Source organism: Tepidimonas aquatica, from assembly GCF_007556585.1.
Taxonomy (GTDB): Bacteria; Pseudomonadota; Gammaproteobacteria; order Burkholderiales; family Burkholderiaceae_C; genus Tepidimonas; species Tepidimonas aquatica.
This window is the reverse complement of sequence record NZ_VJNA01000034.1, coordinates 16,197-29,090: the sequence shown is the minus strand read 5'-3', so window position 1 is coordinate 29,090 and position 12,894 is coordinate 16,197. Positions and strand designations below refer to the sequence as shown.

The window sequence follows — 12,894 nt, the reverse complement described above, 5'->3', positions numbered from 1 at the left end:
GACAGCCTTGCTTCCAACTCCTGCCACGGCATGCGTGAGGACAACACCGCCAGCGGATGGCGCAGGTCGATCATCTGATCGAGCCGGGCGCGGAAGAAGTCCTCGGTGGCGGGGCAGGCAAACATCGAAAAACTCCCAGAAAACGGCGCATCAGACCATCAAATCTGGGGGAAATTGTACTCGCAAACAGACAATAACACACGAAAAATCATGAGGTTATGAATATTTCAGGGGCGACTAATTGTAATGGGGGGGCTGTCAATAGCAAGATGGCATATTGTCGCGGGGATGTATCAAAAATGTTGCATTGGCGAGGCTGCGACGGGGGGCCGTGCATGCGGGTTACCCCCAGCGGAGCCCCCAGTGGAGTGACCCATCGGGATTGCACTCCGGGTGTAGGGTTGGCATACTATGCCAATCTTTCCTGCAAGGAGATCGTCATGCCGACGCGCAATGTTGTCCTCACCGATCACCAGGCCGCGCTGGTAGAGCATTTGGTCGCCAGCGGCCGCTACCAGAACGCCAGCGAAGTGCTGCGCGAGGGCTTGCGTCTTGTCGAACAACGCGAGGCCGAGGACGCCAGCCGCCTCGAAGCGCTGCGCGCCGCCGCCAAGGCGGGCATCGCCGATATCGAAGCGGGACGCTACAAGACGTTCGATACCAAGGAATCCTTGCGCGCTCACCTGAAGGCCGTGACAGCCCAAACGCTCGCCCAAGCATGAGCGAGCCGTGGCGCGTTCGCCTGGTCGCCAGTGCCGAGGCCGATCTGCTCGACATCGCGGCGTGGACGGCGGAGCGCTTCGGTTCCCGGCAGGCTGGGTACTACGTCGACACCGTGACACAAGCCATCGAGGCCTTGCACGAGGGGCCCGACATCCTGGGGGCCAAAGCGAGGGACGACATCGCGCCCGGCATTCGCACCCTGCATGTGGCGCGGCAGGGCAGAAAGGGCCGTCACTTCGTCGTGTTCCGGGTTGCCCCGGGGCGAGTCATCGAGGTGCTCCGCCTGCTTCACGACAGTATGGATCTGTCGAGGCATTGGCCGAACGATGACGCTGAAATCCAGTGAGACCGTGAGCAGCGGGGCTACAGCGTGCTCCTGCGGGGGCGGCGTGAAACGGACAAACGCCCGAAACTTTCCGCACTGGCCCGAAGGATTGCGCAGGGGTTTGGAAAATGAGTTCGAAATCGGTGGTTGACTGCACCACCAATACCCCAAGGCCAACCGATCTCGGTTGGCCTTTTTTCTTGCCCGCAACGCCAGTGTTGGCGCGGCTTCCGAGTAAGGCCTCGCGAGCGCTGGCGGTAGCCGCGCCTCCCGTTTCGGTCATTTCCGCCTCTCTGAGCGGGTGTGTTCTCTGCCGGTCTCGCGAGGACTCGTGAGACGAGTGCTTGGCCGATCAAGCCCTTACGCGCGCAGGTTGGGGTGTGTGAGTGGTAGGCGGCGTGGAGTCGAACGGGCCACGACGGCGTGATGGCCTGCAGAAAAAACGAAGGGCCGGGTCACCCCGGCCCATCGCGGTAGCTCAACGGGCACCCTTCCGAAGTTAAGAGCCTACCGCGGCTCGGTGTGCCAAGCAAATGCACTCCTGGCGCTGCGCGGCGCACGCTCTCACCGCACGCGACCCAAGCCCCGGTCCGCCTCCTCGCCATGGAGCATCAGTGTCCCCTCGTCAGCGCACTCAATGCGGCCGCTCGGCTCGATCCCCGAGCCGCGCCGATGCGGGCCCCCTTCGATCCACGACGATCCAGCGGACATCAGGACGATCCGTGTCCTCGATGCTGGGGGTCGTTCGCGCTTGCTGCGCCTCATCGCCGCTGCTGCTAGACCACCAGCCGGTAGCCCACCTGCAGTTCTGTCAGCAGATGGCGCGGCTGCGCCGGATCGTCCTCGAGCTTGCGGCGCAGATTGGCCATGTGCACGCGCAGGTGATGGGTGCGCTCGGCGTGGCCCGGCCCCCAGACCTGGGTGAGCAGCTGGCGGTAGGTGAGCACCGCGCCTTGCGCCCGCAGCAGCGTCACCAGCAGCCGGAACTCGATCGGGGTCAGGTGCACGGTCTCGCCGCGCCGGCGCACGTCGTGGGTGCGCGCGTCCACCTCGACGTCGCCGAAGCGCCAGACCGGCTCGGCCGCCTGCGGCTGCAGCCGGCGTTGCAGCGCGCGCAGCCTCGTCAGCAGTTCGTCGATGCCGAAGGGCTTGGTGAGGTAGTCATCGGCCCCGGCATCCAGCGCGGCGACCTTCTCGCGCTCCTGGTCGCGCGCCGACAGCACGAGGATCGGCACCGGGGACCAGCCGCGCACCTGGGTGATCAGCGTTTTGCCGTCGCCGTCAGGCAGGCCGAGGTCCACGATCAGCAGGTCGGGCCGGCGGGTGGCGGCGTCGATCTGGCCCCGCTTGACGCTCTCGGCCTCGCTCACGCTGTAGCCGGCGTACTCCAGTGCGAGCCGGACGAAGCGGCGGATCGGCGCGTCGTCCTCGATCAGCAGCACATGGCCGCCCGGGGCATCGGTGCTCACGTCTCGACTCCTTCCTGCGGCGCCGGCCGCTGCGGCAGGTGCAAGGCGAACACGCTGCCCTGCGGCTCGCGCTTGCGCGCCTCCACGCGTCCGCCGTGCAGGGCGGCGATGCGCTCCACCAGCGCCAGTCCCAGGCCCATGCCGGTCATCGGCGACTCCGCCGCACCCCGCTGGAACGGCGCGAACAGGCGGCTGGGGTCGTCGCCGGGCCAGCCGGGGCCATCGTCGGCCACCTCGATCACCAAGGTGCCGCCGGGATCCAGCCGCGCGTCCACGGCGATGCGGCAGCCGGCGGGGGTGTGCTTGCAGGCATTGTCCAGCAGATTGACCAGGGCGCGCTCGAGCAGCAGGGCATCCACCTCCACCAGCGGCAGGCCGGCCGCCAGCCGGACCTCGAGCCCATGTCCGGCGCAGGCGCTGCGGACGTGACCGAGCGCGCTGGCGACGATCTCCTCCAGGGCATGCCACTGTCGGTCCAGGCGCGCCTGGCCGGACTGCAGTCGGGCCAGTTGCAGCAGGTTGTCGAGCAGCGACTGCATGGCCCGGGCCTGCTCGACCAGCGCCTGCAGCAGGGGGCGGGTGGGCCCCTCGGCGCCGCGCTGCAGGGCGAGTTCGGCGGTGCCGAGCATCCCGGCCACCGGGGTGCGCAAATCGTGCGAGAGGGACAGCAGCAGGGTGTTGCGCAGGCGTTCTCCCTCCATCTGCACCAGCGTGTCGCGCGCCACCTCGACGAAGTGCACGCGCTCCAGCGCCACCGCGATCTGCCCGGCGCAGGCTTCCAGCGTTTCCAGATCCTCGGGCCGTCGCCAGGGCGGCTCCGCCCGCGGGGCGACGACGAGGACGCCGCGCACGCGCATCGGCGCCTTCAGCGGCAGATAGCGCGCCGGGGCCGCGGCGAGCGTCCCGGTGCCGGCGCCCGCGCTCTCCCCGTGGTCGAGCACCCACTGCGCGATGCTCACGTCCACCGATCGTTCCGGCCGCGCCGGGCGCACGCGGTGCCCGGCGTCGGGCAGCACGACCGTGATGGCGGCCTGGAAGTGCGCGCCCACGGTCTCTTCGGCGATCTCGACGATCCGTTCGCTTTCCAGCGCACCGGACAAGGCATTGGCCAGGCGGGTCAGCAGTGCGCTGCGCCGTTCGCGCTCGCGTATCGCCAGCACGGCAAAGCGAAGCCGTGCTGTCAGCTGGCCGATGATCAGCGCGACGGCGAGCATCAGGGCAAAGGTCAGCAGGTACTGCGTGTCGCTGACGGCGAACGACAACTGCGGCTGGACGAAGAAGAAGTCGAAGCACAGCACCGCCAGCAAGGCCGCGAGGGCGCCGGCCGTGCGTCCAGCCCGCAGCGCCACCAGCACCACCGCCAACAGGTACACCATCACGATGTTCGCCAGATCGAACACCCGTGCGAGCGGCCAGGCGACGACGGTGGCCAGGGCACAGGCGGCCGCGGCCCAGGCCAGCGGGTGACGGGTGCGAGGCTCCCGGTCCGGCGCGCCGAGCGCCGGCCGTGCCTGCACCGCCGCGCCGGGACGGCCCGCCGCCACGCCGATGCGCACCACGTCCACCTCCGGCGCCCGTCGCTGCACCGCGCTCGCCAGGTCGCCGCGCAGGGCGGTCCAGAGGCGGCGCCAGCCCGAGGCCTCGGCGGCCGCGCCCAGCACGATGCGGTTGGCATTGCGCTCCCGCGCGCAGCGCACGAGCGAGGCCGGCACATCGTCGCCGGCCAGGGTCAGGACGTCGGCGCCCAGCCGACGGGCCTCGCCGAGCAGCTCGAGCACCGCTTCCCGCTCCTGGCGCGAGGCGCGATCGTCGAGCCGGTCCACGTACACGGCGATCCATTCGGCCTCCAGCCGGGACGCGAGCCGCGCCGCCGCGCGGACCACCGGGGCATCGCGCGCGCCGCCCAGTCCCACCAGCAGCCGTTCGCGCGCCGGCCAGACGCGGCCGGGATCCTCCCGGGTGCGCTGCGCGCGCATCTGGGCATCCACGCGGTCGGCCACCCGCCGTAGGGCCAGTTCACGCAGGGCGATCAGGTTGCCGGGACGGAAGAAGCGCTCGACGGCCGACTGCGCCACATCGGGCAGATAGACCTTGCCGTTGCGCAGGCGCTGGATCAGGTCGGCGGCCGGCAGGTCGATCAGGGTCACGTCGTCGGCGGCATCGAACACGCGGTCCGGCACCGTCTCGCGCACGCGCACGCCGGTGATCGCGGCCACCACGTCGTGCAGGCTCTCCAGGTGCTGCACGTTGACGGTGGTGTAGACGTCGAAGCCGGCCGCGAGCAGCTCCTCCACGTCCTGCCAGCGCTTGGCATGGCGGCTGCCGGGGGCGTTGGTGTGCGCCAGCTCATCCACCGCGATCAGCGCGGCCGACGAGGCCAGCGCCGCATCGAGATCGAACTCGGTGAGCTCGCGGCCCCGGTACTCGAGGCGCTTGCGCGGCAGTACCGGCAATCCTTCGAGCAGCGCCTGGGTCTCCTTGCGGCCATGGGTCTCGACGATGCCCACGCACACCGCCACGCCTTCGCGCTGGCGCTCGTGCAACGCCTGCAGCATCGCGTAAGTCTTGCCGACGCCCGGACAGGCGCCGAAGAAGAGCTTGAGCCGGCCGCGCCGCTGGCGCGCCTCATCGGCCTGCACTTCGGCGAGCAGGCGGTCGGGATCGGGGCGGTCGGGAGGTCGGCTCATGGGCCCTCCATCATGCCGCAAGGGCCTAGAAGCTACGCGTCAGGATGACGGACAGGCGCGCTCGTCCCATGTTGACGCCATTGAGGTCGGTCCACAGCGCGCGGTCGGCGTTGGTGTCGGTGTACTGCAGGCTCACGGTCGTGCCGTTCCAGGCGGGGCCGATCGTCGAGGCATCGTAGCGGACGCCGAGCTTCCAGTCGGTGTACGAAAACGGGCCCGCCGCACCGCGAAAACGCTGTCGGCCCGCGTGCAGGTCGATCGTCCACGGCCCGTCGCCGATCGGCACCGCCGCCGAGAGGTCGAGGTACGTGCTGCCGGCGGGCGCGTCGAAGCCGAAGGTGTCACCGGCACTGACGTAGAGCTTGGCGGCCAACTGCCGCCATGCGGCGCCCACGAGCAGCTCGGTCGTGTCGGCGCGCACCACGCCCGCCGGGCGGCTGCCCGGATACCGGTAGTGAATGAGACCGACGTCGAATGTCGTGGCCTCATCGGGCTTGAACCGCCAGCCGCCGTAGAGATCCAGCTCCAGGCTGCCGGCACGATAGCCCTGGTAGTCCTGAAGCCAGCCGACGTTCGATCCCGACGACCCGGCATAGAAGCCGGCTTTGCCGCCGAGTTCCACGCCGGCCTGGACCGCGGGCTTGCCACCGGTCTGGGTCAGCCCGCGAAACAGATAGTCGCTGGTCAGGGTGGCGGTGCCGGACACCGTGACGGCGGACGCGTCGCGGTTCTCGTCCCCGGACTGGCTCCAGGCCAGACCCGGCGCGAGGGCCAGCGCCGCGGCCGACAGGCCGGCGAGGCGACGCAGCGTGCAAGCGAAGTGATGCATCGAAAGACTCCTGTGGGTCCGACGGCCGGCGGGCGCCGACCGGAGCGAAGGAAAAGACATCCCCTGACCGCCCCTGCGGGCGGTCTGCGAAGGACGCAGTGGGTTGTGAATCAGCGCGCGGGCGTCACCGTGGCGGACGCGCGTCGAGCGCAAGGTTCAGCGCCAGCACATTGACGCGCGGCATGCCGATCAGGCCCAGCCATGGCCGCTCGGTATGCGCCTGCACGAGCGCGTCGAGTTCCGCAGGCGTCATGCCCCGCGCGCGCGCCACGCGCGGGATCTGCCAGCGCGCGGCCTCGGGCGAGACGTGAGGGTCGAGCCCGCTGGCCGAGGCGGTCACCAGCTCCATCGGCACCGGCTGCGTCGTCTCCGGTTGGGCCGCGCGCAGCGCTTCGATGCGCGCGCGCACTGCGTCCACCAGCGCCGGATGGCTCGGCGCGAGGTTGCTGCCGCTGGAGGCGGCCGCGTTGTAAGGCACGGGCGCGGTCGCCGAGGGGCGGCCCCAGAAGTACTTGGGGTCGTCGAAGGCCTGACCGATCAGCCGGCTGCCGACGACCTGCCCGTTGCGCTCGATCAGGCTGCCGTTGGCCTGCACCGGCATCAGGCCCTGGGCCACGGCGGTGAGCGCCAGGGGATAGACGAGTCCGGTGATCACGGCCAGTACGGCGAAGAGCGCGAGGGCAGGACGCACAAGGGTTCGCAAGGTGTTCATGGACGAGCTCCGTTCCAAGGCTCAGGCCAGGCCCAGCGCCGCCAGCGCCAGGTCGATCAGCTTGATGCCGATGAAGGGCGCGATGACGCCGCCCAGACCGTAGAGAAGCAGGTGCCGGCGCAGCAACGCCTCGGCCGACTGCGCCCTCCAGCGCACGCCCTTGAGTGCCAGCGGGATCAGCGCCACGATGATGAGCGCGTTGAAGATCACCGCCGACAGGATCGCCGACTGCGGGCTCGTCAGTCGCATCACGTCCAGCGCCGCGAGCTGCGGATAGGTGCCCACGAAGGCCGCCGGGATGATCGCGAAGTACTTGGCCACGTCGTTGGCGATCGAGAAGGTGGTCAGCGCCCCGCGCGTCATCAGCATCTGCTTGCCGACCTCGACCACCTCCAGCAGCTTGGTCGGGTTCGAGTCGAGATCGACCATGTTGCCGGCCTCCTTGGCCGCCTGCGTGCCCGCGTTCATCGCCACCGCCACGTCCGCCTGCGCCAGCGCGGGCGCATCGTTGGTGCCGTCGCCGGTCATCGCCACGAGGTGGCCCTCGGCCTGGTAGCGGCGGATCAGCGCGAGCTTGTCCTCGGGCATGGCTTCGGCCAGGAAGTCGTCCACCCCGGCCTCGGCGGCGATCGCAGCGGCCGTGAGCCGGTTGTCGCCGGTGACCATCACCGTCTTGATGCCCATGCGGCGCAGCTCGGCGAAGCGCTCGCGGATGCCTCCCTTGACGATGTCCTTGAGCTCGACCACGCCCAAGGCGCGCGCGTCCTCGGCCACCACCAATGGCGTGCCGCCCTCGCGCGCGATGGCCTCGGCGCGCTCACGCACCGCCTCCGGCAGGCGGCCGCCCGCCTCCTCGACGAAGCGCTGCACCGCATCGAGCGCGCCCTTGCGGATGCGCCGGCCGTCGAGGTCCACCCCGCTCATCCGGGTGCGCGCGGAAAACGCGATGAAGTGCAGGCCTGCCGTCTCGCGGCCACGCAGTCCGTGGCGTTCCTTGGCCAGCACGACGATGGAGCGCCCTTCGGGCGTCTCGTCGGCCAGCGAGGCGAGCTGCGCCGCATCGGCCAGGGCCGGCTCCGTGACCCCGGGCGCGGGGTGGAAGGCCACCGCCTGCCGGTTGCCGAGCGTGATCGTGCCGGTCTTGTCCAGCAGCAGCACGTCCACGTCGCCGGCGGCTTCCACCGCGCGGCCCGAGGTGGCGATCACGTTGGCGCGCAGCATGCGGCTCATGCCGGCGATGCCGATGGCGGCCAGCAGCGCGCCGATCGTCGTCGGGATCAGGCACACCAGCAGCGCCACCAGCACCGTCACCGACACCGGCTGGCCCTGGCCCGCCGCCTGCACGCTGTACTGCGACAGCGGCCAGAGCGTGGCGCAAACGATCAGGAACACCAGGGTCAGCGCCACCAGCAGGATGGTCAGCGCGATCTCGTTGGGCGTGCGGCGGCGCTTGGCGGACTCGACCATCGCGATCATGCGGTCCAGGAAGGTGTGGCCCGGCTGCGCGGTGATGCGTACCACCAGCCAGTCCGACAGCACGCGCGTGCCCCCGGTCACCGCCGAGCGGTCGCCACCGGACTCGCGGATCACCGGGGCCGACTCGCCGGTGATGGCCGACTCGTCCACCGAGGCCACGCCCTCGATGACCTCGCCGTCGGCCGGGATCACGTCGCCGGCCTCCACCAGCACCACGCGGCCGGCGGACAGCTCGTCGCTCGGCACCGGGATCCAGGACGCACCGTGGTGCGGCTCTTGCAGCACCTTGGCGTACACGCGCTTCTTGGCCGAGCGCAGCGCCGCCGCCTGGGCCTTGCCCCGGCCCTCGGCCAGCGCCTCGGCCAGGTTGGCGAACCACACCGTCAGCCACAGCCAGGCTGCCACCGCGAGCGTGAAGCCCACCGGCGCGGCCATGCGCCCCGTGGCGGCGGCCACGCCGATCGCCGTCACCAGCGCGGCGCCGACCCACACCACGAACATCACCGGGTTGCGCCATTGCGCCTGCGGCGCCAGGCGCCACAGCGATTCGCGCAAGGCGGCGCGCAGCAGCGCCGCATCCCAGGGGCCGGCCGCGCGCGGATTCGTCACCATCGTCGTCATGTCGTTCCTCCCGGGCGCTTCAGCGGCCCGACATCAGCGTCAGGTGCTCGGCCACCGGCCCGAGCGCCAGCGCCGGCACATAGTTCAGCGCTCCCACCAGCAGCACTGCGGCCACCAGCAGCACGACGAACAGCCCGTTGTTGGTGGCCAGCGTGCCGGCCGAGGGCGGCACGCGCGGCTTGGCCGCGAGGCTGCCGGCCAGCGCCAGCGCCGGCACGATCACCAGGAAGCGCCCGAACCACATCGCCGCGGCCAGCAGCACGTTCCAGAACGGCGCGTTGGCCGACAGGCCTGCAAAGGCCGAGCCGTTGTTGTTGCCGGCCGAGGTCAGCGCATACAGCGCCTGCGACAGGCCGTGCGCGCCGGGGTTCGTCAGGCCTGCCAGGCCCGGCTCCACGCGCAGCGCCAGCGCCGTGCCCGCCAGCACCAGCGCGGGCACCACGATCACCGCCAGCGAGACCATCTTCATCTCGTAGGCGCCGATCTTCTTGCCCAGGTACTCCGGCGTGCGGCCGACCATCAGCCCGGCGATGAACACCGCGATCACCGCGAACAGCAGCATGCCGTACAGCCCCGAGCCGACACCGCCGTAAACGACCTCGCCCAGCTGCATCAGGAACATCGGCACCGAGCCAGCCAGCGGCATCAGGCTGTCATGCATGGCATTGACCGCGCCGCAGCTGGCGGCGGTCGTGACCGCAGCAAACAGCATCGAGCCGACCACGCCGAAGCGCGTCTCCAGCCCCTCAAGGCTCGGGCCGCTCAGGCCCAGCGCCGCAAGCTGCGGGTTGGGCTGATGCTGCGCGATCACCCCCACGGCATAGAGTGCGACGAACAGCACGGTCATCACCCCGGCCAGCGCCGCGCCCTGGCGTGCATCGCCCGCCCAGCGCCCGAACAGGAACACCAGCGCCAGCGGGATGAGGAGGATCGAGACCATTTCCAGCAGGTTCGACAGAGCCGTCGGGTTCTCGAACGGATGCGCAGAATTGGCGTTGAAGAAGCCCCCGCCATTCGTGCCCAGCATTTTGATCGCCTCCTGCGAGGCCACCGGGCCGATCGCGATGGTCTGGGTCGCTGCGGTGTGCGTGACCTGCCGACTTGCTTCCTGAACAGTGTAGGAAACAGGATCGATGAGAGTCACTTCGTGTCCGGCCGCCAGCGTCTGCGGCACGCCCTGGCTAACGAGGAACAGCGCGAACACCGCCGACAGCGGCAGCAGCACCCACAGAGTGGCGCGCGTAAGATCTAGCCAGGCGTGACCCACACCGGAGCTGGTTTTGCGCACGAAGCCGCGGATCACCGCCAGCGCCACCGCGATGCCGGTGGCCGCCGACAGGAAGTTCTGTACGGTAAGCCCCAGCATCTGCGTGCCATGGCTCATCGTGGATTCGCCGCCATAGCTCTGCCAATTGGTGTTGGTGACGAAGGAGACGGCGGTGTTCAGCGCCAGATCCGGTGCCACCGCACCGAAGCCCTGCGGGTTGAACGGCAACACTGCCTGCAGCCGCAGGATCGCGTACAGCGCCGCCAGCCCCACGAGGTTGAACACGAGGATCGCCAGCGCATAGCGCCACCACGGCATGTCCTCGTCCGGCCGGCTGCCGGCCAGCCGCAGCACCCCGCGCTCGATCGCGCCCACGAAGCGCACGCGCGCGGCGAGCCGGCCGCTGAAGACGCCATCGAGCCAGCGCGCCAGCGCCCAGGCCAGCGGGAACAACAGCGCCAGGAACAGCGCGAGCTGCACCCAGGGATTGGCGTTCATTCGAAGTCCTCCACCGCCAGCAGGGCGTAGACGAGATAGGCCAGCAGCCCGATGACGAGCACCCCGGCGGTCATGATCAGTGCCTCAGGCTCCATCGCCGTGACCTCCGTTCGACTCGATTCGGTTGCCTTGCGGGGCAGGGGGCGACAGCCGGCGGCATCCCGCCAGCGCGCCCAGGGTGATCAGCGCGAAGGCGGCCGCCCAGCCAAGAAACACGATGTCCATGCAGTCCTCCACGAGGGGATGTACACGCTGCACATCCTAGCCCGTGCGGCATCAAGCCGGCGCCCGATTCGTGCCCAGCGGTATCAAGGCGGCATCAAGACGAGGCGTCGTCGACGCCATCCTGTGAGGTCCGGTCTCACCGCACGCGACCCAAGCCCCGGTCCGCCTCTTGGCCTTCGAGCATCAGCGTCACCTCGTCGACGCACTCGAAGCGGCCGCTCGCATCCAAGCGGTCGAAGAGGTAGACCTCCTGCACCACGGTGGCGCCGTCGCGCTTGCGCACGTGCACGCGGTGATGGCTGGCGTAGCGTCGCAGATCGCGCCATTCGTCGAGCACCTCGATGCGGGCGGACGCCACCAGCTCGCGCAGCCTGCGCGCATGCGCGGCAAAGCCGTTGCGGTCGTCCCAGTGCCCATCGGTGCGCTGGCGGTAGTCGGGGCTGAAATGCCAATCGAGGAAGGTGTCGAGCGGTATGTCCTGCCGGTTGAGCAGGTCGTCCAAGGCGTGGTGGATCGAAGTCATGGGGGGTCCAGGGATCGAACAGAAGGAGCGTCCAGCGTATCGACATGCGCAGGGCTGCGATGCGGCCTGCACGCCATGCGATACCGCTACGATGCCAAGCATGGACGACCCCTTGATCGCGCCCCGTTGGGCCGAGGCCCGCCAGGGGCCGGTGATGTGTGCGGTGCTGCGGCGCAGCGGCCGGGTGCGGCACACGCGCGAGCATCGTCACGTGCGCGGCCAACTGCTGGGCACCGAGACCGGGCTGCTGACGGTGCAGGCAGCGCGGCACCGCTGGATCGTGCCGGCCTCGCATGCGGTGTGGGTGCCGCCGCAGACGCTGCATGCGGCGCACTCGCACGGGCCGTTTGCGGGCTGGAGCGTGTACCTGGCCCCCGAAGCCTGCGCGGCCTTGCCGGCCGAGCCCTGCGTGCTGGCGCTCACCCCGCTGTTGCGCGCGGCGGTGGGGCATGCGGCCCATCTGGCGGCCGACGGCACGACCGACCCGCAGCGGCTGGAGCGTTTGGCGGCCGTGATGCTCGACGAGATCGCCGCCTCGACACCGCTGCCCTGGAGCGTGCCGATGCCCAGCGACCGCCGCCTGCGGCGCATCGCCCAAGCCTTGTGCGACCACCCCGGCGACCCACGGCCGCTGGCGGATTGGGCCCGCTGGGCGGGGTTGTCGTCGCGCACCGCCTCGCGCCGTTTCGTGGCCGAGACCGGGTACAGCTTCACGCACTGGCGCCAGCGCCTGCGCCTGCTGCACGCCGCCGGCCGTCTGGCCGAGGGTGTGCCGGTGGTCGCCGTCGCGGCCGAGTCGGGCTACCGCAACCCCAGCAGCTTCATCGCGGTGTTCCGCGAGGTCTTCGGCACGACGCCGGGGCAGTATGCAGCGACAAGCCCACGCCGCAGACGCTGACGCCGGCCGCTTGCCGCACCGGGCCTCATTGCACCCAAGCCAAGGCCCAAAACGGATCCTCGCGGCTGGGCGCGGCCAGGCGCCGCCAGCCCAGCGCCTCGAAGAAGGCCAGGGCTTCGGGGTTGTCCTCGGCCACGTAGGCACGAAAGCATCGGCGCTCGCGCAGCGCGGGCTGCGCCAGCAAGGCCGCCCAGGCGCGCCGCCCCCAGCCCTGGCCGCGCAGGGCGGGATCGACGGCCCAGTCGGTGAGGACCCAAGCCCCGTGCTCGGGGTCAGGGGTGAGGCCGATGACGGCGACCAGCGCCGCGCCATACCGCACCGTCCATTGCTCGCCCTCGGTGTCGGCCAGCACATGGGCCAGCCACTCCTCGTCCATCGGGCCCAGATGCCGGTTCAAGCGCGCGTCGGCGTACCAGGCGCGGTAGGTGGGGAAATCCTCGGCGGCAAAGCGCCGCACTTCAAGCGTGGACTCGGGCGTCATGGGGCGAGGCCAATCTGGAGTTCGATGCGGTCGTCGGGCGAGTCGGGACCGTGCCAGACGTGGTAGACCTCGCGGGTCTGTGCATCGGGGGTCCACCCTGCTGCTGCGACGACGCGCCATCCAAGCCGAGCTTCGCGCGCTGCTCGCAAGAGCGTCATGA

13 protein-coding genes are annotated in these 12,894 nt (G+C 70.2%); 3 read left to right on the top strand and 10 right to left on the bottom strand.

Annotation, left to right across the window (positions count from 1 at the left end; genetic code table 11):
* Nucleotides 1-440 precede the first annotated feature (440 nt).
* Nucleotides 441-722, top strand: a complete 282-nt coding sequence (locus tag Taqua_RS11340) for a type II toxin-antitoxin system ParD family antitoxin (protein ID WP_062196849.1) — start codon at nt 441-443, stop codon at nt 720-722.
* Entirely contained in the window at nt 719-1,069 is a 351-nt protein-coding gene (locus tag Taqua_RS11335; protein ID WP_144326740.1) for a type II toxin-antitoxin system RelE/ParE family toxin, read from the top strand. Before Taqua_RS11340 ends, Taqua_RS11335 begins: the two co-directional genes overlap by 4 nt.
* Nucleotides 1,070-1,824: 755 nt before the next feature.
* On the opposite strand, the gene Taqua_RS11330 is transcribed toward Taqua_RS11335, so the two are convergent.
* The 9 genes from Taqua_RS11330 to Taqua_RS11295 form a co-directional block, all read right to left on the bottom strand.
* Nucleotides 1,825-2,517: a response regulator gene (locus Taqua_RS11330; protein WP_144326739.1), complete on the bottom strand. Its 693-nt coding sequence runs from the start codon at nt 2,515-2,517 to the stop codon at nt 1,825-1,827.
* The gene (locus Taqua_RS11325; protein WP_144326738.1) at nt 2,514-5,204 is read right to left on the bottom strand and encodes a sensor histidine kinase; all 2,691 of its coding nucleotides are present in this window, start codon (nt 5,202-5,204) and stop codon (nt 2,514-2,516) included. The genes Taqua_RS11330 and Taqua_RS11325 overlap by 4 nt, the downstream gene beginning before the upstream one ends.
* A gap of 25 nt (nt 5,205-5,229) precedes the next feature.
* The gene (locus Taqua_RS11320) at nt 5,230-6,033 is read right to left on the bottom strand and encodes a TorF family putative porin (protein WP_165908687.1); all 804 of its coding nucleotides are present in this window, start codon (nt 6,031-6,033) and stop codon (nt 5,230-5,232) included.
* 124 nt (nt 6,034-6,157) lie between these two features.
* The gene (gene kdpC, locus Taqua_RS11315) at nt 6,158-6,745 is read right to left on the bottom strand and encodes a potassium-transporting ATPase subunit KdpC (RefSeq protein ID WP_043689643.1); all 588 of its coding nucleotides are present in this window, start codon (nt 6,743-6,745) and stop codon (nt 6,158-6,160) included.
* A 21-nt stretch (nt 6,746-6,766) separates the two neighbouring features.
* On the bottom strand, nt 6,767-8,833 hold the full coding sequence (kdpB, locus tag Taqua_RS11310; protein WP_132765568.1) for a potassium-transporting ATPase subunit KdpB: 2,067 nt from the start codon (nt 8,831-8,833) through the stop codon (nt 6,767-6,769).
* 28 nt (nt 8,834-8,861) lie between these two features.
* Nucleotides 8,862-10,607 (bottom strand): potassium-transporting ATPase subunit KdpA, encoded by a 1,746-nt coding sequence (kdpA, locus tag Taqua_RS11305; RefSeq protein WP_144326737.1) that lies wholly within the window; start codon nt 10,605-10,607, stop codon nt 8,862-8,864.
* On the bottom strand, nt 10,604-10,702 hold the full coding sequence (locus Taqua_RS13805; protein WP_132765337.1) for a potassium-transporting ATPase subunit F: 99 nt from the start codon (nt 10,700-10,702) through the stop codon (nt 10,604-10,606). The genes kdpA and Taqua_RS13805 overlap by 4 nt, the downstream gene beginning before the upstream one ends.
* On the bottom strand, nt 10,692-10,832 hold the full coding sequence (locus tag Taqua_RS13260; RefSeq protein WP_160170686.1) for a hypothetical protein: 141 nt from the start codon (nt 10,830-10,832) through the stop codon (nt 10,692-10,694). The genes Taqua_RS13805 and Taqua_RS13260 overlap by 11 nt, the downstream gene beginning before the upstream one ends.
* 136 nt (nt 10,833-10,968) lie before the next feature.
* Nucleotides 10,969-11,355 (bottom strand): hypothetical protein, encoded by a 387-nt coding sequence (locus Taqua_RS11295; protein ID WP_024890392.1) that lies wholly within the window; start codon nt 11,353-11,355, stop codon nt 10,969-10,971.
* Nucleotides 11,356-11,455: 100 nt separating this feature from the next.
* Between Taqua_RS11295 and Taqua_RS11290 the strand changes: the two genes are divergently transcribed.
* Nucleotides 11,456-12,253 carry an AraC family transcriptional regulator gene (locus Taqua_RS11290; RefSeq protein WP_024890393.1) on the top strand — a complete coding sequence of 266 codons (798 nt, stop codon included), beginning with the start codon at nt 11,456-11,458 and terminating at the stop codon, nt 12,251-12,253.
* A 25-nt stretch (nt 12,254-12,278) separates the two neighbouring features.
* On the opposite strand, the gene Taqua_RS11285 is transcribed toward Taqua_RS11290, so the two are convergent.
* Complete coding sequence (locus Taqua_RS11285; RefSeq protein ID WP_024890394.1) at nt 12,279-12,734, bottom strand: GNAT family N-acetyltransferase; 456 nt, start codon at nt 12,732-12,734, stop codon at nt 12,279-12,281.
* Nucleotides 12,735-12,894 lie beyond the last annotated feature (160 nt).